We start from the raw sequence: 21,609 nt of genomic DNA, 5'->3' as shown, positions 1-21,609 counted from the left end.
TCACTACTCACGCGATCCGATGGTCTTGATGCTCGCCCGGGGAATACGCAGGACGGTCACGCCGGGGGCGCAGGTGTCCCGCTTGACGGCGATCTCCACGAACGAGGTGGTGAGCGTGGCCTCCTTGACGCTTCCCTCGATCGGATTCGGCGGCGGGAACCGGCAGGCGCCGGTCAGGCTCGCGAGCCCTTTCTGATCGAGGATGATCATGCCGGGCACGCTCTTCTCGGCCGGACCTACCAGGACGGCCAGCGCGAACGTCAGGGCGCTCAACGAGAGGGCCGCTATGGCGGTTCTTGTTGCCCATTTCTGACGTTTATCTACTTCATCAGTTTCGATGTCTGCTTTGTGGAGGACTTTGGCCACGAAATCGTCGGCATCAGTTGCCTCGCGAATCTTGACGAGCTGATGCACGGGCAAGGAAATGGCCCACACGTACAACATGGCGGCGCACAACCACAGCAGCACGGAGAAGACGCCGGCTGCGCGGGTGGCGAGGGGATGGCCCGCGAGCGCGGTGAAGGTCAGTGCGGCAACGAGGCCGCCGGCGAAGAGTGTGATGGTGGACCCCGCCGTCTGTGCCCTCGTTCTGGCGCTGGTGCCCGAGCGCACGCGCCCCTCGTAATAGGCACCGCCGACCGCATCGACGACCTTGTCCAGCAATTCACTGCGACCTTCGAAGCCGGACGTCATCGGTCACCATTCCAACGACAGGAGAGAGGGTGACTTAAAATAGCACGTTCCAGGATCTAAGTTCAGATTTGCGCCCATGGTCCAGATAGAAACGACACGAGCCGAGGCAGTCTTGCTGCCTCGGCTCGTGTCCCGTCTGAGTTCGCGAGCTACCTGAGCGCCGCCGCCTCCGCGGCCAGCTTCTCCACGCGCGCCCAGTCACCGGCGGCCAGCGCGTCGGCAGGGGTCAGCCAGCTCCCGCCGACGCAGCCCACGTTCGGCAGCGCGAGATAGTCGCGGGCGGTCTCCGGCTTGATGCCGCCGGTCGGGCAGAAGCGCACGTCGGGCAGCGGCCCGGACAGCGACTTGAGGTACGGGATGCCGCCCGCGGCCTCGGCCGGGAAGAACTTCAGCTCCTTGATCCCCCGCTCCACCAGGGCCATGACCTCCGACACGGTGGCCGCGCCCGGCAGGTACGGCACGCCGCTGGAGTCCAGTGCCTCCACCAGCGACAGGGTGGTGCCCGGCGAGACGAGGAACTTCGCCCCCGCCGACACGGACGCCGCGATGTCCTCGGTGCTCCGGATCGTCCCCGCGCCGACCGTGGCCTCGGGCACCTCCTCGGCGATCCTGGCGATGGCCTCGCGGGCGGCGGGCGTGCGCAGGGTCACCTCGATGACCGGCAGGCCGCCGGCCACCAGGGCGCGGGCCATCGGGACGGCGGTCCCGGCGTCCTCGATCACCACGACGGGGATCACTGGAGCGAGATCGAGCAGGCTCATGGGGTTACTCTCTCCTCGTCGGCCTCTCTCGGCCTTCGGCTTGTCTCGTACAACGGGGTCACCTGCCCAGCAGGCGGGCTTCAGTCAGCCCACCAGCTCCGTGCGGGCGTGCTGGCTCAGCCAGGCCGCCGCGCCGGTCATCCCGGGCTGGGCCGCGACGATCAGCACGGTGCCGATCTCCGACAGGTAGGCGGCCATGTCGGGGTTGTCCTCGAAGCGCGTACGGAAGGCGCTGGCACGCACGCGCTCCACGATCCGGGGCAGCACCCCGCCGGCCAGGTAGACCCCGCCCCGGGCGCCGAGCGTCAGGGCCACGTTGCCGGCGAAGGTGCCGAGCATGCCGCAGAACACCTCGACCGTCTCGGCGCACAGCGAGTCGTCCACCCTGGCCACGATGTCGGAGGCGGTCAGGCCGGGCGCGGTGACGCCGTTCACCAGGGCCAGCGCGCGGTGCAGGCGCACCAGCCCCGGGCCCGACAGCAGGTGCTCGGCCACCACGTGCGGCAGGCCCTGCGACTGCATCGCGCGGACGATCTCGATCTCGCGCGGCTCGAACACCGGCACCGTGGCGTGCCCGCCCTCGCCGGGGATCGCCGTCCAGCCGCGCTCGGTGGGCACCAGCCCGCCCACGCCGAGCCCGGTCCCCGGGCCCAGCACCGCCTTGACGCCGTGCTCGGGCGCGGGCCCGCCCAGGGACACCAGCTCGTCGCCCGCCAGGTGGGGCAGCGACACGGCCAGCGCCTCGAAGTCGTTGAGCAGCCGCGCGTACGGCACGCCGAGGTCCCGGATGGAGCCGGCCCAGTGAGAGTTCGTGAGCCGGTAGTGGTCTCCGTCGATCGGGCCGGCCAGCGCCAGACAGGCCGCCCCCGGCCGCACTCCGCCCGCGTGCTCCGCGAGATAGGCGGCTACGGCGTCGGGGAGGGTGGGGTAGTCGGCGCCGGGCAGGACCGCGACGTTCGACGGGCGCGCCCCCGGCGAGGTGACCAGGCCGAACCGGGCGTTGGTTCCCCCGATGTCGGCGACGAGCCACGGAAGGTCAAAGGCACTCACGGATACCTCCGGCATTCGGGGCGGCGTCAAGATCGCTCGCCGTACACCGAAGGATCCCACGATCGTTCACGTCTCCCCATGCGGGGTGGTGCGGACGTACGGGCTCAGGAGCGTTCAGCGCGCGCCAAACGGACATGAAGCACCGTACAGGTGGATACTGTGTCACCGGACCAGCGCGCCGACCGGCGCCCCCGTCTCGAGGTGGGAGGAGCCCGCCTCGGCGGGGAAGCCCAGGCCGGGGCCGTGGTGCGGCGACTCGGCGCCGCTCACCCCGAAGATCCCGGCGCCCTGCTCGGCGTGCCCCGCCATCCGGCGGAAGGCGGCGAACAGCTCGCGTCCCGTGCCGACCCACTGCGCGTCGCTCAGCGGCCGGCCCTCCGGCGTACGGCGGGCCAGCTCCTCGGCCGGCACCAGCAGCTCCAGCGTGCCCGCCGCCGAGTCCAGCCTGATCACGTCGCCGTCGCGCACCAGCGCGATCGGCCCGCCGTCGGCCGCCTCGGGCGACAGGTGGATGGCCGCAGGCACCTTGCCCGACGCGCCCGACATGCGGCCGTCGGTGACGATCGCCACCCGCTGCCCCCTGTCGAGCAGCACGGCCAGCGGCGAGGTGAGCTTGTGCAGCTCGGGCATGCCGTTCGCGCTCGGGCCCTGGTAGCGGATGACCGCCACGAAGTCCTGCCCGTCCAGCTCGCCCGCCTCGAACGCCTTCAGCAGGTCGAGCTGGTCGTGGAAGACCTTGGCCGGCGCCTCGATGACCAGGTGCTCCGGCTTGACCGCCGAGACCTTGCTGACGGCGCGGCCCAGGTTGCCCTCCACCATGTGGATGCCGCCATCGGCCGAGAACGGGTCGGCGGCCGGGCGCAGCACGTCCAGGTCCTTGCTGCCGCCGGTGACCGGCGCCCAGACCAGCTCGCCGTCCACCAGCTCGGGCGCCTCGCGGTAACGGTCGAGGCCGGGGCCCGCCACGGTCATGACGTCCCCGTGCAGCAGCCCCTCGTCCAGCAGGTCGCCGATGAGGACCTGCATGCCGCCGGCGTCGCGGAAGTGGTTCACGTCCGCCTGGCCGTTGGGGTAGATCTTGGTCAGCGACGGCACGACCTCGGACAGGCAGGCCAGGTCGTCCCAGGTCAGCACGATGCCCGCGGCGGCGGCCATGGCGACCAGGTGCAGCGTGTGGTTCGTGGAGCCGCCGGTCGCCAGCAGGGCGACGCAGGCGTTCACGATGGACTTCTCGTCCACCAGCTCGCCGATCGGCGTGTACTCGGCGCCGTGCGCGGTGATCTCCACCGCCCTGCGCCCGGCGGCCCGCGTGAGCGCGTGCCGCAGCTCGGTGTGCGGGTTGACGAACGTCGAGCCCGGCAGGTGCAGGCCCATGACCTCCATCAGCGCCTGGTTGGAGTTCGCGGTGCCGTAGAAGGTGCAGGTGCCGGGGGAGTGGTACGACTTGGCCTCGGCGTCGAGCAGCTCCTCCCTGCCGACCTTGCCCTCGGCGAAGAGCTGCCGGGTGCGGGCCTTGACCTTGTTCGGCAGGCCCGAGGCCATCGGGCCGGCCGGCACGAAGATCGCGGGCAGGTGCCCGAAGTGCAGCGCCCCGATGAACAGCCCCGGCACGATCTTGTCGCACACGCCCAGCAGCAGCGTGGAGTCGAACATGTCGTGCGACAGCGCGATCGCGGTGGACATGGCGATCACGTCGCGGCTGTAGAGCGACAGCTCCATGCCCGCCCGGCCCTGCGTGATGCCGTCGCACATGGCCGGCACGCCGCCCGCCACCTGCGCCACGCCGCCCGCCTTGCGCACGGCCTGCTTCAGCTCCGGCGGGTACGTCTCGTACGGCTGGTGCGCCGACAGCATGTCGTTGTAGCTGGTCACGATGGCCACGCCCGGCTTGGCCGAGCCGCGCAGCGCCGGCTTGTCCTCGGCCGGGGCGCCCGCGAAGCCGTGCGCGAGGTTCGCGCAGCCGAGGTGCGCCCGCGCCGGGCCCTTCGCCCTGGCGGCCTCGCCCTCACGGCGGATCCGCTCAAGGTAAGCGGTACGGCTGGCGGCACTGCGCTCGGCGATGCGGTCGGTGATCTCCTGGATGACGTGGTTCATCACATTTCCTCCTCGTGCCAGGCACGACCGCTGCGGCCGAGCAGCTCGTGGGCTCCGGCGGGGCCGGTGGATCCTGCGGGGTAGGGCTCGGGCAGCGAGGGGCCGGCCTGCCAGGCGTCGAGGATCGGGTCGATCCACCGCCAGGCCGCCTCGACCTCGTCGCGGCGCATGAACAGCGTCGGGTTACCGGCCAGCACGTCCATCAGCAGCCGCTCGTACGCCTCGGGCACGCGTGCCGTGAACGTCTTGCCGAAGCTCAGCGACAGAGGCACCGGCTTGAGCGTCGTCTCGCCCGCGCCCGGCTCCTTGGCCATGATGTGCAGCTCGATGCCCTCCTCCGGCTGGAGCCGCAGGACGAGGCGGTTCGGGGCGCCGCCGGGGAAGATGGAGTGCGGCACGTCCTTGAACTGCACCACGATCTCCGAGCGCCGGTACGGCATGCGCTTGCCGGTGCGCAGGTAGAACGGAACCCCCGCCCACCGCCAGTTCTTGACCTCCGCGCGGATCGCGGTGAACGTCTCCACCCGCCGCGAGGCCTCGTTCGGCGGGGTGGAGGCGGGCTCGTCGAGGTAGCCCACCATGTCGCCGGCCTCGGTGTACTGGCCGCGCACGGTGAAGCGTTCCACCTCGCCACCCGTGATCGGGCGCAGCGCCTGCAGCACCTTGACCTTCTCGTCGCGGATGGCCTCGCGGTCGTTGCGGGCCGGCGGCTCCATCGCGGTCAGCGTCAGGAGCTGCAGCAGGTGGTTCTGCACCATGTCGCGCAGCGCGCCCGCGTGGTCGTAGTAGCCGCGCCTGCCCGGCGTGCCGACCGTCTCGGCGGCCGTGATCTGGACGTGGTCGATCCACAGCGAGTTCCAGATCGGCTCCAGGAAGGCGTTGGCGAAGCGCAGGACCAGCAGGTTCTGCACCGTCTCCTTGCCCAGGTAGTGGTCGATGCGGAAGATCTGGCGCTCGTCGAAGATGGCGCCGACCTCGTCGTTGATGCGCTGCGCGCTCGTCAGGTCGTGGCCGAGCGGCTTCTCCAGCACCACGCGCGAGCGCGGCGTCACCAGACCGGCCTGCTCCAGCTCGCGGCAGAACGGCCCGAACGTCCTGGGCGGGCTGGCCAGGTAGTACACCCGGTCGCGGGCCTCGTAACCGGCCAGCAGCTCGGCCAGCGCGCTCCACCCGGAGGAGTCCTCGCGGCCGACGTCCACCGACACGTGGTGCAGGCGGCCCAGGAACCGCTGCCAGTGGCTCTCGTCCTCCACGGGGAGCCCGCTGCGTACCTCGGCGTCCACCTTGCCGCGGAAGTCGGCGTCGGTCAGGCCGCCCCTGGACATGGCGATGACGCGGGTCTCCGGGGAGAGCCGGCCCTCCCTGTCGCTGTGGTACAGCGCCGGGATCAGCTTGCGCATGGACAGGTCGCCGGTGCCGCCGAACACGACGAGGTCGGCGGTGTGGGCGGCGGGGCCGGCGGAGTTGGCGGCGGTTTCGGCGGTGGACACGGTGCGGGACTCCGAGTGATCTACCAAGCAGGGACAGAACGGACACTAACGAGAGTTTGGGTCTCACACAAGCGGAGTTTTGGCATTTGAGATAAAAAAGTCACGACTTTTCATGACACAACCGCATGTGGTTCACTTAGCCGATGCCTCGACGTACCGCTGCCGCCCTTGCCACGAGTGGCGAGGTGCTGCGCCTCATCCGCACCGGTGAGGCCGTGACGCGGGCCGACCTCGGCCGGGTGACCGGCCTGTCGCGCCCCGCGGTGCAGCTGCGCGTCGGCGAGCTGCTCGAACGCGGCCTGGTCGTGGAGCGCACCGACGCTCCCTCCACCGGCGGGCGGCCGCCGGTCCGGCTGGAGTTCAACGCGGCGGGCGGCGTGGTGCTGGTGGCGGCGCTCGGCGCCTCGCGGACCCGGGTCTCGGTCTGCGACCTCGCCGGGGCCGAGCTCGTCGGGCGCGAGTTCGCGATGGACGTGGAGCAGGGGCCCGGCACCGTGCTGCCGCTGCTCATGGACACCTGGGACGAGCTGCTCGGCGACCGGCCGCGCTCGATGATCCAGGGTGTCGGGATGGGCGTGCCCGCCACGGTCGAGTTCGCGCAGGGCCGTACCGAGAGTGCCCGCGTCATGGCCTCCTGGACCGGCGTCGTCATCCCGCCGATCATCCGCGAGCGCTTCTCCGTTCCCGTCCTCGTCGACAACGACGTGAACGTGCTGGCCATCGGCGAGCACCGCGGCGCGTACCCGGACCTCGACGACCTGATGTTCGTGAAGATCTCCACCCGCATCGGCGCCGGCGTGATCGCCGGCGGCGGCATCCTGCGCGGCGCGCTGGGCGCGGCGGGCGAGATCGGGCACATCCCCGTGCTGGACGGGGGCGGCGTGTTGTGCCGCTGCGGCAACTACGACTGCGTCGACTCCCTGGCCAGCGGCACCGCGCTGCTGCGCGAGCTGCGGGCGAGCGGCAAGGACGTCAGGACGATCGCCGACGTGACCGCCCTCGTACGGGCCGGCGACGCCGAGACCATGGCCACGGTCCGCGAGGCCGGCCGGCGGATCGGCGAGGTGCTGGCCGGAGCGGTGAACATCCTCAACCCGTCGGTGGTGGTGCTCGGCGGTGACATGGCGGAGGCGTTCGGGCCGCTGGTGTCGAGCATCCGCGAGGTCGTCTACCGCCGCTCCACCGCCCTGGCGACCCGGCGGCTGCGCATCGAGCCGAGCCGGCTGGGGGCGGGGGCCGGGATCAGCGGGTGTGCGGTGATGGTGCTGGATCATGTGCTGTCGCCCGAGGCCGTGGACGAGACCATGACGCTGACGGCGCTGCGGCGCGATCGGGTACCCGCCACCGAAGCGGGCTGAGGCCGGGCCCGCCACGGACGCGGGCTGAGGCGAAAACCTGTGGAGGATCACCAGGGCGCATGCCAGCATGGCCGATGTCGCCCTCTGCCTGGCGAGTGGCCTTTCCACGGCGAGAGGCGGCGCACCCTTGGCATCGATCGCTCTTACAGATCGGAGGTGCGAAGCGAAGTGACCTGTCACCTCGACGCGCTCTGCTTCGACGCGCACGACCCCCTCACTCTCGCGCGCTTCTGGGCCGGCGTCCTGGGCTGGGAGACGGCCGACGACCCGCAGGGCGGCGTCACGCTCCTGCCGGGCGATGACACCGGGTTCCGGCTCCGGTTCCTCCCCTCGCAGGAGAAGAAGGTCGGCCAGAACCAGATGCACTTCGACCTGACCAGCACGTCCCTGGAGCAGCAGGAGGAGACGGTGGCCAGGGCGCTCAGGCTCGGCGGCCGCCACATCGACATCGGGCAGGGCCCGGAAGAGGAGCACGTCGTGCTCGCCGACCCCGAGGGCAACGAGTTCTGCGTCATCGAGGCGGGCAACAAGTTCCTCGCCGACTGCGGGTTCATCGGAGCGCTCGCGTGCGACGGCTCGCAGGAGACCGGCTACTTCTGGAGCGCGGTGCTCGGCTGGCCCCTGGTCTGGGACCAGGACCAGGAGACCGCCATCCGCTCACCGCACGGCGGCCCCAAGATCACCTGGGGCGGCCCGCCCCTGGAGCCGAAGACCGGCAAGTACCGGCTGCACTTCGACCTCGCTCCTCCCGCCGGCGGTGATCAGCGGGCGGAAGTCGACCGGCTCATCTCCCTCGGGGCAACGCCCGTCGACATCGGCCAGGGCGAGGAGGCCGGCTGGGTCGTCATGGTCGATCCCGACGGCCACGAGTTCTGCGTTCTGCCCCCGCGCCTTCCCGCCGCCTGATCGCTCGCCCGGCGCGCGGGTGCTCAGCCCTCACCGATCGCGGCCGGCTCATCCGGCCGTGGCGGGGCGGAGAGCCGGCAGCACGGAGAGCCGGCAGCACGGAGAGCCGGCAGCACGGAGAGCCGGCAGCACGGAGAGCAGGCCCGCCTCGCCTGCTGCGCCACTCGCCACCTGCACCCTGATCGCGACATTGGGAAACGGAGCCAGCGCCGCCACCAGCCACCATCGTGGCAGCCTGAAGAGCCGGCCGAGCAGCATGCCGGCGAGGAAGGGGGCAAGGAGCAGCGGATCGTGGCGGGGAGGTCGTCGTCCGGGCCGTAGATGTACAGGAAGAGCTCCATCAGCCCGATCCCGCTTCCCATGATCGCCGTCCGCGACAAGGCGAGATCTTCAGTCAGGTCAGTAGCCGATCCTCTTGGGGGTCGAAGCAGTTCAGGCCCAGCCGAGTCGCGACCTGGACCCCGTACGCGGAGGCTTCCTCCGCCCGGCTGTACACCATGGGAAAGTAGATGTACGGCCCTGCCGCCTCGCCGATCAGCGGAGAGGTGGACCAAGGAATGTCCTCGTACTCGTCGTCATCTTCATCCACCTCGTCCAGGTCCGGCCACCGTCGCAGGAGCTGCTCGACGAACATCGCGATCGTAGGAGTGGGCGGAAAGTCCACGTCCGCATCGATGTACTGCTGGTACAGGGCATTGTGCCTCTCTCCGGCTTCCTGATCGCTTGACGGGCGTTCGCCCTCCCACACAGCAAGGTCGTAGCTCATGCACAGAGGATGGCACCTCCGACGTCTTTGATCACCACATCCTGCACCGTGCAGGACGCCCCGACCGGGAAGACAAGGACTGCCGGGCCCTTTCAGCGCGCCACGTGGTAGGGGTGGCAGCGGGTCTCGACGGGTTCGGGTTCCACCCGGGCGCTTGCACTGCGGAAAGTACGGAATGCCGCCACCGGATACACCCTGACCAGGTACTCCTAGATCAACCCCGGCTCGGCCGCCTGGGCGGTGAGAGCCGCGCCGCCGATCGCGAGGTCGCCCCAGCCCCGGCTCGGCCCGCAACCACTCGATCTCCTCCGCCAGGCCGCGGGAGGCCAGGCGGGCGTTGCCCTCCACGGCGGACAGCGTGGTGGAGAGCACCGCCCTCGCGAGCGCCTTCCAGAGCGTGGGTCACGCTGCGCGTCGGGGGCCTCCTCGGTGCCGGGTTCGCCGGTACGACCGCCGGGCGCCGTGGAAGGCATCGGGGTTCGCGCGGGATTCTGAGCGACCCATGGCGCGAGGGGGACCTCAGCGGCAGGCGATGGGCGCAGGTCTCTCAGCGTCAGAGGTCCCAGCGCGGTGCGTCGCTCTGCCGTACCAGCCCGTCCGCGCCGAAGATCAAGTAGCGGTCCAGGTCGTCGGCGAACCAGCGGTCGTGGGTCACGGCCAGCACCGTGCCCTCGAAACCGGCCAGCCCGGTCTGCAGGGCTTCCGCGCTGGCCAGGTCCAGGTTGTCCGTCGGCTCGTCGAGCAGCAGCAGTGTCGCGCCCGACAGCTCCAGCAGCAGGATCTGCAGCCGCGCCTGCTGCCCGCCCGACAGCGTCTCGAACGGCTGGCCGCCCGCCGGCGCCAGCTCGTAGCGGGCCAGCGCCGCCATCGCCTCGTTGCGGGTCATCGCGTGCTCGTGCATGACCACCTCGGCCGCGGGGCGGCCGCGCAGGTCCGGGCGCAGGTGGGTCTGGGCGAAGTGGCCGGGGGAGACGCGGGCGCCCAGGCGGGCGACGCCGGTGTGCACGATCGGCTCGCCCGCCAGCAGGCGCAGGAAGTGGGACTTGCCCGTGCCGTTCATGCCGAGCACGCCGACGCGCTCGCCGTACCAGATCTCGGTCGAGAACGGCCACAGCAGCCCGCTCAGCTCCAGCTCCTCGCAGACGACGGCCCGCTTGCCGGTGCGGCCGCCGCGCAGCCGCATGCGGACGTTCTGCTCCTTGGGCGCGCGCTGGGGCGGCCCCGCCCGCTCGAAGCGGTCCAGCCGCGTCACCGCCGACTGGTACGCCCCCGCCAGCGCGTCGTTGCCGGCCGAGCGCTGCCGCAGGACGTGCACGAGCCGCCGCAGCCGGGCCCGCTCCTCCTCCCAGCGCTGCCGCAGCTCCTCCAGCCGCTCCTTGCGCCGCCTGCGGGCCTCGGCGTAACCGGCGAACCCGCCGCCGTGCACCCACACACCCCGCCCCTCGACCGTGATGATGCGGTCGGCGGCCTCGGCCAGCAGCCGGCGGTCGTGCGAGACGAGCAGCACCGTCTTGCCCGAGCTCCTGATCGCCCGCTCCAGCCACTGCTTGCCCCGTACGTCCAGGTAGTTGTCGGGCTCGTCGAGCAGCAGCACCTCGTCGGGCCCGCGCAGCAGCGCCTGCAGCATGAGCCGCTTCTGCTCCCCGCCGGACAGCGTGGTCAGGCTCCGGTCCTTGATCTCCTCGTACGGGAGCCCGAGCGCCTCGGTGGCGCACACGTCCCACACCAGCTCCAGCTCGTAACCGCCGGCGTCGGCGTAGTCGGCGATGGCCTGGGCGTAGCCGAGCTGCCGCTCCTCGTCGTCGCGTGCGGCGATCGCCGCCTCGGCCCGCTCCAGCGCCGTCCACGCCTGCCCGATCTGCCGCGGTGCCACGCTCAGCAGCAGGTCGCGTACGGTGCCCTCGCCCAGGAACTGCCGCATGACGCCGATCCCGCCCGTGGCGGCGACCCGTCCCTCGACCGGGGTCACCTCGCCCGCGATCAGCCGCAGCAGCGTGCTCTTGCCCGCCCCGTTCGGCCCGACCAGCGCGGCCTTGGCGCCGTCGCCGACCTTGAACGACACCTCCAGGAGCAAGGGGCGCCCATCGGGCAGCAGGTACGTCACCCCGCTCACGTCGACATGCCCCACCGTGACCTCTCCTTCTCGCGTGGCGTTCCGGCCGAGCGGCTTCGATCCCCGACGCGCCGGGTGCGTCTCGATCGATGGTCTGGCTTCTGGACCGGTGTTCCATCCACTAGACCATTGATCCGGTCGTCGTACAACGTATTATCTTCCGGGTGGACAACGTGTGGTCGCGCAGTCAGAAGGCGCCGAGGCAGACGCTCACGCTGGAGCGGATCGTGGCGGAGGCGGTGGCGTTGCTGGACGACGAGGGCGTGGGGCGGCTGACCATGCGCCGCCTCGCCGAGCGGCTCGACACCGGCTCGACCACGCTCTACTGGCACGTCAAGACCAAGGACGACGTGCTGGACCTGGCCATGGACGAGGTGTTCGGCGAGGTGAGACTGGACGACCTCATCGATCTCATCGACCTGATGGACCTGACCGATCCGGCCGGTGCAGGTACTGGCGGTGTGCATGGTGCTGACGGTGTCGGCGGCGGTGCCCACGGTGTCGGTGGTGCTGGTGGTGCTGGTGCAGGCGCGGGCGGTGCCGCTCGTGTCACCGGGGTCACCGGGGCCACCGGTGCCTCCGGTGCTGGCGGAGTCAGCGGTGCCGGTGGTGACTGGCGGGCGCCGGTGCGGGGGCTGATGCGGCGATGGCGGGCGGCGTTGCTGCGGCATCCGTGGTCGGCCACGCTCCTCGACCGCCCGCTGATGGGTCCCAACGCGCTGCGGCGCACCGAGTTCCTGTACGAGACGCTGACCGTCGCCGGGTTCGCCGCGCCGAAGACGGCCGCCTACAGCCTGTCGAACTACGTGATGGGCTCGGTGATCATGCAGGTGACCTGGGAGCGGAGCGGCGACACCGACACCGGCGCCTTCCTGCGTGAGCGGGCCGACCGTTATCCGGCGCTGGCCGAGCACGGGCTGGAGCACGACTGGGACGCGACCTTCGAAGAAGGGCTCGGCTACCTCCTGGAGGGGATGGCCCGCTCCCGCGCCTGAGGCGGCCCGTTGCGCCCGTCGCGTGGATCTTTCATGATCCACGATGAAGATCTCACGAGATGGTAGAAATGGGGCGAAAGTAGGGCCTTGAGGCTAGGAGCAAGGAATGATCCGGGTTCTGCTCGCCGAGGACATGCACCTGGTCCGCGGCGCGCTGGTCGCGCTGCTCGACCTCGAACCCGACATCAAGGTCGTGGCGGAGGCGGCGACCGGTGACGAGATCGTCCCCAAGGCGCTGGAACACGGCCCCGACGTGGCGGTGCTCGACGTCGAGCTGCCCGGGGTCGACGGGCTCACCGCCGCGGCCGAGCTGCGCCGGCGGGTGCCGGGCTGCCGGGTGCTGATCGTGACGAGTTACGGCCGCCCGGGCAACGTGCGCAGGGCGTTCGCCGCGCAGGCGGCCGGGTTCATGGTGAAGGACGCCCCGCCCGGTCGGCTCGCCGACGCGATCAGGAGGGTCGCGGCGGGGGAGCGGGTGGTCGATCCGCAGCTCGCCGTGGCGGCGCTGGAGGCGGTCGAGAGCCCGCTCAAGCCGCGCGAGCTGGAGGTGCTCCGGCGCTTCGCCGGCGGTGAGGACGTGGAGCAGATCGCGCAGGCGCTGTTCCTGTCCGTGGGCACCATCCGCAACTACCTCACCCGGATCGTCACCACGCTGCACGCGCGCAACCGGCTGCACGCCGTGCGGATCGCCCAGGACGCCGGGTGGCTCTGAGGCGGCTCCGAAGTGGCCCCGAGGTGGCTCTGGGCCCGGCCGGCTCGGCACACCTGGGAGCACTGAACCCGGTCCGCCTGGTCCTGGTGTTCATCGGCGTGACGGGGCTCCTGCGGGTGAGCTTCTACTTCGTCGTGCAGGAGTTCGACCTGCTGACCGTGGTCTGCGTCGCGGTGGTCGCCGCGCTCCAGGTGCCGATCTCGCTGCCGGGCCGGCGGCGGTTGTCCGCCGTGCTCTTCCCCGTGCAGGCCGTGGTGAACTACCTGCCGCTGCTCGCCGATCCCGCGAGCTGGGAGGTGGGAGGGTCGGGGTTCGTCGCGGCCTCGGCCCTGCTCGTGGTGAGCGGTCCGCCCGCGTGGGTGATCCTCGGGCTGATCGCCGCCGTCGAGGGCGCCGTCGCACTCGCCCACGACCGCCTCCCGTACATGGTCTACTACGCGATCATCGCCCCGATCAATGTCGGCCTGATGCTGTACGGAGTCAGCAGCCTCGCCGTCCTGCTGCACCAGGTGAGGCGGGAACGATCCGAGCTGGCCGCCAGGGCCGGGGCGGTCGAGCGGCTGCGGCTGTGGGGGCGGATCCACGACCTGGTCGTACGGAACGTCGCCGCCGTCGAGCAGCTGACCCGGCAGGCACGGGAGGCCGGCGGCCGGGGTGACGCGGCGGCGGCGCGGACGGCGGTGGGCGCGGCGGTCGCCCTGGCGCGGGAGACGCTGGAGAGGGTGCGGGCACTGCCGCCGGCCGACGAGGCGATCCCCGTGCCGCCGCGCGAGGACGACAAGCGCATCCTGCGTCTGGCCACGCCGATCCTCGTCGTCGCCCACGTGCTGTTCATCGGGCAGGCGGTGTTCTACTTCGCCGGCGACGCCGAGCGCGGTCCCGGCTTCACGCACGCCGCCTACCTCGTGCTCTTTCCCGTCACCTTCGCCCTGCAGCTCTGGCATCTGGCGGCGCTGCGGTCCAGCCCCCGGCCCGGAACGCTGGCCTGGACGCTGGCCGCGCACGCGCTCGCCATCTACGCGCCGCTGGCGCTCGGTGAGGGCTCGGGGCTGCTGGCCTCGGGGTTCTTCGCGGGCGTTCTCCTGCTCTACCTGCCGTGGCGGGTGGCGTGGCCGCTCAGCGTGGCGATGGGCGGCGTCGCCGCGGTCGAGGAGGCGCTCAGCCTGGGCCCGATCGCCGGGGTCTATCCGTTCTTCAGTGTCCTGAGCACCGCCGTGGCGGTCTACGGTCTCACCCGGCTGGTGGATCTCGTCGGGGAGCTCGGCCGGACCCGGGCCGAACTCGTCGAGGTGGCGGCTCTGCGTGAACGGCTCAAGGTGGGCAGGGACGTCCACGACCTGCTCGGCCGTGGCCTCACCACGATCGTCCTGCACGCGGAGCTGGCGCTGCGGCTGCTCGGCCAGGACTCCGGCCGGGCTGCGGAACAGGCGGCCGGCACGGATCCTGATCGGGTGGTCGACCCGGGCTCAGGCCGGGTGAGCGGGCGGGCGGTGGATGCGGAGGCCGGTCGGGTGGACGCGCAGCTGGAGCGCCTGGCGGAGGCGGCGCGGGCCGCGCTCTCGGACAACGTGGGGTTGGGTGCTTCCGGCCGGGCCCTGTCGCTGGCCGCCGAGATCGACTCGGCCAAGGCCGCGCTGGAGTCGGCGGGCGTGGCCGTGCTGACCGCCGTCACGCCCGTGACCGGTACAGCCGCACCCAGGTCCGGGACGGCCGCGTCCACGCAGGTGCCCGGGAGAGCCGCGCCTGTGACAGGCCTGGTCCCGACCGTGGCTGTGGGCGTGGGCGGGATCGGCGCGCTCGTGATCGGGCTGCCCGTAGCCGTGACCGAACGGCCCAGCCCCGCGGCCTGGACAGCCGAGACCATGGCCACCCCGCCTGCTCCTACGGCCGTCCACCCGGACGCGACGGACGCGACGGACGCGCCGGACGAGCTCATGGAGGGGCCGGCCGGGCCCGTGCTGGCGGTGGTGCTGCGCGAGGCGGTCACGAACGTGCTCAGGCACGGCACCCCCACCGAGTGCGTGATCGAGCTCACCGTCCAGGACGGCCACGTACGGCTTCGGGTGACCAACGACGGGGCCGCGCGCGTCCAGGAGCCGGAGCCCGGCTCGGGGCTGCGGAACCTGCGCGCCCGCCTGGCCGCCATCGGCGGCGACCTCACCACCACCCGCACCGGCGACCGCTTCGAACTGCTCGCCCGCACCCCGGTCGATCATGAGGATCTCACGACCACGAGGTGAGCCAGGCGACTGTGCCGCAAGGCCGCCGCTGCAGGACAGTGGGTCCGCCACACCCACACGAAAGATCATCCGGGGACCATGAACCGTCGACAGTTCCTCGCCATCGCCGCCCTCTCCGGCCTGGCCTCCGCCTCCGCCTGCGGCTCCGGTGAGCGGCCCGCAACGGCCGATCCGGCCGCCTTCCGTACGGAGCTGCGGGTGCCACCGCTGCTGGAGCCGAAGCCGGACCGGGACGGGACGCGGCACTTCGCGCTGACGATGCAGCGGGGCCGCAGCGAGCTCCTGCCGGGCAGGCCGGTCGAGACCTGGGGTTTCAACGGCCCGCACCTCGGCCCCACGATCCGGGCGGCCCGCGGCGACCGGGTGCGGATGACGGTCACCAACCGGCTGGCCGAGGCGAGCACCGTGCACTGGCACGGCATGCGGCTGCCCGCGAAGATGGACGGCGGCCCGCACCAGATGATCGAGCCGGGCGGCACGTGGAGCCCGCACTGGACGATCGACCAGCCCGCCGCCACCTCCTGGTACCACCCGCACCCGCACGGCCGGACCGCCATGCACGTCTACCGCGGCCTGGCCGGCATGTTCATCGTCGACGACGGGGACACGCCGGAGCTGCCCTCGACGTACGGGGTGGACGACGTGCCCCTCGTCCTCCAGGACAAGGAGCTCGCCGAGGACGGCTCGCCGACCGGCGACGTGCTGAGCGGCACCTTCGGCCTCCTGGGCGACCGCATGCTGGTCAACGGCGTCCACGCGCCGTTCATGACCGTGCGGGCGGAGCGCGTGCGCTTCCGGATCCTGAACGGGTCGAACGCCCGCAGGTACCACCTCGTGTTCGGCGACGGCCGGAGGTTCCACGTCGTCGGCAACGACGCCGGGCTGCTGCCGGCCCCGGTGGAGGTGGAGCAGGTCTCGCTCTCGCCGGGCGAGCGGGCGGAGGTCGTGGTGGCGTTCGCGCCGGGCGAGCAGGTGTTCCTGCGCACCGTCGCGGGCGGCGACGACATCGACGAGGGCGACTTCGACCTGCTGAAGCTGGTCGCGGCGCAGCGGCTCACCTCCTCACCCCGCCTGCCGGCCCGCCTGGCCGCGCCCGCCCCGATCGTGGTGCCCGCGAACGCCGGAGTCCGCCGGTTCCGGCTCAACGGTCATGACGCCATCAACGGCAAGGAGATGGACCTGTCCCGGATCGACGAGGTGGTCCCGGCCGGCGCCACCGAGATCTGGGAGATCGAGAACACCGTCTACGCCCACAACTTCCACATCCACGAGGTGGCCTTCCAGGTGCTCGACGTGGACGGGGACAAGCCGGCGGCGTACGCGAGCGGCCACAAGGACACCGTCTACGTGCCGCCGAAGAGCACCGTCCGGCTCGTGGTGAAGTTCGGCGGCTTCACCGACCCGGTGACGCCGTACATGTACCACTGCCACATCCTCCGGCACGAGGACTCCGGCATGATGGGCCAGTTCGTGATCGTCGAGCCCGGCACCGAGAGCCGGGTGTCCCGGACGATCGCCACCCCGCACCTGTCGCACTGACGGGAGCACGCGCGGCCCCGGATTCACCCCTTCGGGCCCCGGGTCTTGCCGTTCCCCTGGGGATTCCTGGTGTGGCCGGGTGGCGTGCGCTCGGACGTGGTGACCGCCGGGGTGGCGGGCGCGGTGGCCGGCGGGCGCGTGGCGGCGGGCGTCGCGGACCGGCTCGGGGCCGGAGTGCGGGAGCGGGTGACGCTGCTGGCCGGTGACGGCGCGGCCGTCCTGGTCCTGGTGCGGGCGGGCGCCGGCGTGGAGCTGCGTGCCGCCTGCGGGGTGGTGACGAGCGGCCGGGCGCTCATCGGCCCTGGCGACTGCACGCCGGTGGAGCCGGGCCCGGGCTCGGCGTCGAGGTCGGGGTCGGCGTCGACGTCGGCGTCGGCGTCGGGGTCGGCCTCAGGCCCGGAAGGGGAAGCGGTGGCGCCGGGGCCGCCCGCGTCGACCCGGGTGCCGTTGAACGCGCCGCCGACGAAGACCGCCGTGCAGGCGAGCAGCAACGTGCCGCACAGGACGCCGACGATCGTCAGCATCCGCCTGCGCCGTCCGTCCTGGTCGGCGGATCCCGCCGTGCCGGTTCTGCGTCGTGCCTCACTCACGGTCAAGGATCGTAGGGACTGCGGCCCTCGCATCCGGCCGAAGGCGGAATTTGCGGGACGAAATGTGATCAACCGCTGCTGTCAGCCGACTCTGACAGCAGGCTGTCAGCAGGTGCAGAGCAGCCCGCGCAGCGACGTCTCCAGGCACACGCCGGAACGCGCGGGGCTCGGCCAGGGGAAGCGCACCAGCGACTCGTCCACCCGCACCGTGGCCCCGAACCGGTCCAGCTCCCACAGCCACACCTCCGCGGCCGGCTCGCCGAGCTGCTGCGCGACACCGGCCGCGAGCTGGGCCCGGTGGGAGGCGTTGACGTGGGCGAGCACCCGCTCCGCCGTCTCGGTGAGCGGATCGGGTGCCGCCCCCAGGTAGTCGTCGGCGTCCAGGACGCCCGACTCCTGCCCGGTCAGATAGACCACCTGTCCCACGTCCAGCCGCAGCAGCCGGGGCGCGTCCGGCCGGCCGAAGCGCTCCAGCGCGTCGAACAGGGTCTCGTCCGCGGTGTGCGCGGCCACCGCCACGGCCGCCGAGCGGGCCTCGGCCTCCGGCACGGCCTCCGCCCAGCCCTGCACCTCGATCAGCCCGCGCGGGTGGGTGACGGTGCCCAGTTGCCGCATCGCCGTCAGGTTCACCGCCACCACGGCGTCGCCGCGCAGCCCGTGCAGGGTCTCGCCGGGCCGTACGAGCAGGATGGGGCGGCCGCGCTCGTCCACCCCGCCGCGGGCGGGGGAGGGGGCGCCGTCAACGGAGAGCTTGGCGACGTTGGCCGTCGCGGCGAGGGTGCGGACCCGTTCGGGGATCGGCAGCATGGCGGCCTCCTTGAGAGCGTCAATAGTGGTAGGTTAGCCTTACCTAAGTAAGGATTACCTAATCACATCGAGGTGAACGTGCGCTACACCGGCCCGAAGGTGCGACTGTCGCGTCGCGCGGGCGTCCCGCTGACCAGGAAAGCCGTCCGCTACTTCGAACAGCGCCCCTACCCGCCGGGCGAGCACGGCCGCAAGACGAACCGCCGCAACACCGGCGACTACGGCCTGCGCCTGATGGAGAAGCAGAAGCTGCGCTGGTACTACGACGTGTCGGAGCGGCAGCTGCGCCGCTACTGGGACCTCGCCGTGCGCAAGTCGGGCGCCTCGGGCGCCGAGCTGGTCACGATCCTCGAGAGCCGCCTGGCCTCGCTCGTGCTGCGGGCCGGCCTGGCGCCGTCGATCTACGCGGCCCGGCAGTACATCAGCCACGGGCACATCGCCGTGGACGGCCGCAAGGTGGACATCCCGAGCTACCTGGTCAAGCCGGGGCAGGTCATCTCGGTGCGCGAGCGCTCGCGCAGGATGCAGCCGTTCGTCGCCGCCGCGGAGGGCGTGTACGCCGACGAGCGCACGGCCGCGTACCTGTCGGTCGAGCTGCAGGAGCTGCGCTTCACGCTGGTCGACCGGCCGCAGCGCGAGCAGATCGCGGTCCCGGTGGACGAGCAGCTCGTGGTGGAGTTCTACTCCCGCTGACCAGGCCCCGGCCCGCTCCCGCCGGCCCTGGGAGCGGACCGGCCGGAGCGAGCCCGGGGGAAGCGGTCACGCGGACCGTGACCGCTTCCCCCGGGCCTTCTTCATGCCCGCGGGCGGGCCCTGGGGCGCCGTCTCGCGCAGGGCGCGCAGCTCGGCGACCTCCTTGCGCAGCGCGGCCAGCTCGTCCAGGATCTGCTGGGTGTGGGCCCTGGTGTCCTCCATGATGTGCGCCGAGGTGTCCTCCAGCGCCGCCCGCTCCTCGGCGTTCTCCTCGTCCATCGCGCTCACCACGACCGCGAGGAACAGGTTGAGCACGACGAACGTGCAGACGAGGATGAAGATGGTGAAGAAGATCCACGCGGTGGGGTGCCGGCTCATCACCTCCCTGGCGATGTTGCCCCAGTCGTCGCCCGTCATCGTCTGGTAGAGGGTGAACAGCGAGGTCGGCAGGCTGCCGAAGCGGTGGGGCGCCGTCTGCCCGTACAGTTTCGTGGCCATGACGGCGGCCACGTAGAGCACCAGCGACAGCAGCACCACGATCGAGCTCATCCCCGGCATCGCGCGCAGCAGCGCCGACACCACGCGGCGCAGGCTCGGCACCACCGACAGCAGCCGCAGCACGCGCAGGATCCGCAGGGCGCGCAGCACCGACAGGCCGCCGTTCGTGGAGGCGAAGGCGATGGCCACGATGAGGGTGTCGAAGAGGTTCCACGGGTCGCGCACGAAGGCGGCCCGCTCGACGTAGAGCTTGGCGGCCAGCTCGGCGGTGAAGATGTAGAGCGCCACGTGGTCGACCACGGTCAGGAGCGTGCCGTACTCCTCGACGACGGCGGGGAAGGTCTCCAGGCCGAGGGTGGCCGCGTTGATCAGGATGACGCCGATGACGAACCGCTGGAAGTGGCGGTGGGCGAGCAGGGCGCGGGTGCGTTCACGCACGGGGGCAGGGCTCCTCGGGGGTGGATCATGGGCCCTACCATGATGACGCATGATGATCAAGTAGGAGACTGTGGTATAAAAGCGCACCTGTCGCTGTCAAAGGTGAGGGGGTGCCGCGACCATGTCCTATCCCGATTACGGTCCCGGCAATTACGGGCCGCCGCCGCAGAGCCATCCCAACGGCACGGTCATCCTGGTGCTCGGCATCGTGAGCCTGGTGGCCTGCATGTTCACCGGCCCCTTCGCCTGGTCCATGGGCAACAGGGCGCTGCGCGAGATCGACGGGAGCGGCTACTTCTACGAGAACCGCGGCATGGTCCAGGCGGGGCGCATCTGCGGCATCATCGGCACCGTGCTGCTGATCGTCACCTTCTGCTTCGTGGCCCTCGGCGTGACCCTGGGCGTCATCGGCGCCGTCATGGAGTGCTCCTCCTAGAGGGCCCCCGCCCCTCAGAGGAGGAGGGGATCAGGCCCCGTTCCTGAACCGCTTCTGGAGCGCGGCGATGATCCCCGCCGGATCCACGGTGCCGTAGCCGTAGTCGTAGTCGAACCCGACCTCGCTGCGGTCCTCCGCCGTCCTGCGCAGCAGCGCGCGGAGCTGGGCCGGTGACAGCCGGCTCGCCGGCCAGCGGGTGCGCACCGCCGCCACGAGCCCCGCGGCGACCGGCGCCGCCGCCGAGGTGCCCGAGTCGGGCCGCCCCGCGCCGAACGCCCTGGATCCCAGGAAGTGCGTGTACGCGCAGACGTCCGGCTTGCGCGCGGTCAGCCGTCCCGGCCCCTGCGAGGAGTACCCCACCCGCTCGCCGTTGACGTCGATGCCGCCCACCGACAGCGCCCTGGGATGCGAGTTGGCGCCCACGATGGGCCGGCCGGAGTAGGCGCAGCGGCCGTCCGGGCAGTCGCGCCCGCAGTTGCCGGCCGCGAACAGCACGTCGGCGCCGGCCTGGTCGAGCGCGGCCACCATCAGGTTGAACGGGTGCGCCGCGTTGTCGGAGTAGTTGCCCGGATGCCCGACGGGAAAGTCCCACTCGGGCGAGAACGAGCCCCACGAGTTGTTCACCACCAGCGTCCGCGACCCGGCGGGCTGGGCGTCGAGCACGGTGCGCAGGTGCGCGAAGGCGGCCACCGCGTCCGACAGCAGCCCGTCCAGCGCCGAGCCGCCGGGCCGGGTGGACAGCAGCACCGGCAGGTCGATCAGCGTGGCCTGCGGGGCGGCGATGAGCGCGTCGAAGGCGCACATCGTGCCGTGGTCGATCTCGAACTCGCCCGGCCTGCCGGCCACGCCCGAAGGGCTCCAGCACCGCTCGGCGTCGACCGTGACACCCCTGCCGAGCTGCCTGGCCGTGTGCGCGGCGTTGATCCCGGTGTCGAGCACGGCCACGGTCACGCCGTCGCCGTCGAGCCCTTCCGCGTGCAGCCCCGGCACGTTCAGCAGCCGCTCGACGTCGTGCCAGTCGCCGGAGGGCGGATCGCCCCCGCACACCGGGGTGGACTCGATGACGGGGTCGGCGAAGACGCCCACCACGTCCGGCCTGAGCGCGGGCAGCAGCGCGACCCTGGCGGTCAGCTCGTCGTCCGAGATCGTGCCCCGCACCAGCACCGAGGCGTCCTCCGCGGCCAGGGAGTAGTCCAGCGGCTGGCTGAGCGAGAGCGGATCGCCGCCCGCCGCGGGCACCGGGCGTGGCACGGCCACGGGCGTGAACGCGGGGTCGAGCTCGACGCCCGGCAGCCCGTCGGCGACGTCGGCCGTGGTGGCGGTCTGGCCGGGGTCCACGACCGCCGCGACCAGATCGGGGGAGGGACGGAGCTGGATCAGGATCCGCATGTGTCACCACCGAGACGTTTGTGGAGGGAAACGAACCTCCC

The 21,609-nt window shown here is 71.8% G+C and carries 19 protein-coding genes; 8 read left to right on the top strand and 11 right to left on the bottom strand.

The genetic code is table 11. The features are described from left to right. Positions 1-3: 3 nt before the first annotated feature. From HD597_RS29995 to zwf, 5 genes are all read right to left on the bottom strand, one after another. A complete protein-coding gene (locus HD597_RS29995) occupies positions 4-693 on the bottom strand; it encodes a hypothetical protein (protein ID WP_253746280.1) in 690 nt (229 codons plus the stop codon). Between the two features lie 149 nt (positions 694-842). Then, positions 843-1,454, bottom strand: coding sequence for a bifunctional 4-hydroxy-2-oxoglutarate aldolase/2-dehydro-3-deoxy-phosphogluconate aldolase (gene eda / locus HD597_RS29990; protein ID WP_253746279.1), 612 nt, complete (start codon positions 1,452-1,454; stop codon positions 843-845). 84 nt (positions 1,455-1,538) lie between these two features. After that, the gene (glk, locus tag HD597_RS29985) at positions 1,539-2,504 is read right to left on the bottom strand and encodes a glucokinase (protein ID WP_253746278.1); all 966 of its coding nucleotides are present in this window, start codon (positions 2,502-2,504) and stop codon (positions 1,539-1,541) included. Positions 2,505-2,666: 162 nt separating this feature from the next. Continuing rightward, positions 2,667-4,598: a phosphogluconate dehydratase gene (edd, locus tag HD597_RS29980; RefSeq protein WP_253746277.1), complete on the bottom strand. Its 1,932-nt coding sequence runs from the start codon at positions 4,596-4,598 to the stop codon at positions 2,667-2,669. Next, positions 4,598-6,088, bottom strand: coding sequence for a glucose-6-phosphate dehydrogenase (gene zwf, locus HD597_RS29975; RefSeq protein WP_308210717.1), 1,491 nt, complete (start codon positions 6,086-6,088; stop codon positions 4,598-4,600). The genes edd and zwf overlap by 1 nt, the downstream gene beginning before the upstream one ends. A gap of 143 nt (positions 6,089-6,231) precedes the next feature. Between zwf and HD597_RS29970 the strand changes: the two genes are divergently transcribed. Further along, a complete protein-coding gene (locus HD597_RS29970; protein WP_253746276.1) occupies positions 6,232-7,446 on the top strand; it encodes an ROK family transcriptional regulator in 1,215 nt (404 codons plus the stop codon). A 156-nt stretch (positions 7,447-7,602) separates the two neighbouring features. Further along, positions 7,603-8,352, top strand: a complete 750-nt coding sequence (locus HD597_RS29965) for a VOC family protein (RefSeq protein WP_253746275.1) — start codon at positions 7,603-7,605, stop codon at positions 8,350-8,352. Positions 8,353-8,746: 394 nt separating this feature from the next. Here HD597_RS29965 and HD597_RS29960 read toward each other — a convergent pair whose 3' ends face one another. Beyond that, positions 8,747-9,118 carry a hypothetical protein gene (locus HD597_RS29960; protein ID WP_253746274.1) on the bottom strand — a complete coding sequence of 124 codons (372 nt, stop codon included), beginning with the start codon at positions 9,116-9,118 and terminating at the stop codon, positions 8,747-8,749. 553 nt (positions 9,119-9,671) lie between these two features. Continuing rightward, on the bottom strand, positions 9,672-11,246 hold the full coding sequence (locus HD597_RS29955; protein ID WP_253746273.1) for an ABC-F family ATP-binding cassette domain-containing protein: 1,575 nt from the start codon (positions 11,244-11,246) through the stop codon (positions 9,672-9,674). Positions 11,247-11,395: 149 nt separating this feature from the next. Between HD597_RS29955 and HD597_RS29950 the strand changes: the two genes are divergently transcribed. The 4 genes from HD597_RS29950 (at position 11,396) to HD597_RS29935 (ending at position 16,717) form a co-directional block, all read left to right on the top strand. Beyond that, on the top strand, positions 11,396-12,226 hold the full coding sequence (locus tag HD597_RS29950; protein ID WP_253746272.1) for a TetR/AcrR family transcriptional regulator: 831 nt from the start codon (positions 11,396-11,398) through the stop codon (positions 12,224-12,226). A gap of 106 nt (positions 12,227-12,332) precedes the next feature. Next, on the top strand, positions 12,333-12,938 hold the full coding sequence (locus HD597_RS29945; protein WP_253746271.1) for a response regulator transcription factor: 606 nt from the start codon (positions 12,333-12,335) through the stop codon (positions 12,936-12,938). A gap of 23 nt (positions 12,939-12,961) precedes the next feature. Continuing rightward, complete coding sequence (locus HD597_RS29940; protein WP_253746270.1) at positions 12,962-15,178, top strand: histidine kinase; 2,217 nt, start codon at positions 12,962-12,964, stop codon at positions 15,176-15,178. Positions 15,179-15,256: 78 nt separating this feature from the next. After that, entirely contained in the window at positions 15,257-16,717 is a 1,461-nt protein-coding gene (locus HD597_RS29935; RefSeq protein ID WP_253746269.1) for a multicopper oxidase family protein, read from the top strand. Positions 16,718-16,740: 23 nt separating this feature from the next. Here the strand turns inward: HD597_RS29935 and HD597_RS29930 are convergent, their stop codons facing one another. Further along, positions 16,741-17,307, bottom strand: a complete 567-nt coding sequence (locus HD597_RS29930) for a hypothetical protein (protein ID WP_253746268.1) — start codon at positions 17,305-17,307, stop codon at positions 16,741-16,743. 105 nt (positions 17,308-17,412) lie between these two features. Beyond that, positions 17,413-18,114, bottom strand: coding sequence for a DUF2470 domain-containing protein (locus HD597_RS29925; RefSeq protein ID WP_253746267.1), 702 nt, complete (start codon positions 18,112-18,114; stop codon positions 17,413-17,415). A 78-nt stretch (positions 18,115-18,192) separates the two neighbouring features. Here HD597_RS29925 and rpsD point away from each other — a divergent pair, with 78 nt between their 5' ends. Next, positions 18,193-18,807, top strand: coding sequence for a 30S ribosomal protein S4 (gene rpsD / locus HD597_RS29920; RefSeq protein WP_253759538.1), 615 nt, complete (start codon positions 18,193-18,195; stop codon positions 18,805-18,807). Positions 18,808-18,873: 66 nt separating this feature from the next. Here rpsD and HD597_RS29915 read toward each other — a convergent pair whose 3' ends face one another. Beyond that, on the bottom strand, positions 18,874-19,743 hold the full coding sequence (locus HD597_RS29915; RefSeq protein ID WP_253746266.1) for an ion transporter: 870 nt from the start codon (positions 19,741-19,743) through the stop codon (positions 18,874-18,876). Positions 19,744-19,864: 121 nt separating this feature from the next. Here HD597_RS29915 and HD597_RS29910 point away from each other — a divergent pair, with 121 nt between their 5' ends. After that, on the top strand, positions 19,865-20,179 hold the full coding sequence (locus HD597_RS29910; RefSeq protein ID WP_253746265.1) for a DUF4190 domain-containing protein: 315 nt from the start codon (positions 19,865-19,867) through the stop codon (positions 20,177-20,179). A gap of 30 nt (positions 20,180-20,209) precedes the next feature. Here HD597_RS29910 and HD597_RS29905 read toward each other — a convergent pair whose 3' ends face one another. After that, positions 20,210-21,568 carry a S8 family serine peptidase gene (locus HD597_RS29905; protein ID WP_253746264.1) on the bottom strand — a complete coding sequence of 453 codons (1,359 nt, stop codon included), beginning with the start codon at positions 21,566-21,568 and terminating at the stop codon, positions 20,210-20,212. Between the last annotated feature and the right edge of the window lie 41 nt (positions 21,569-21,609).

The sequence above is a fragment of the Nonomuraea thailandensis genome, from assembly GCF_024172165.1.
In the GTDB taxonomy this organism is placed as follows: Bacteria; Actinomycetota; Actinomycetes; order Streptosporangiales; family Streptosporangiaceae; genus Nonomuraea; species Nonomuraea thailandensis.
The sequence above is the reverse complement of the archived record's forward strand: the minus strand, read 5'-3'. Positions and strand labels throughout refer to the sequence as shown.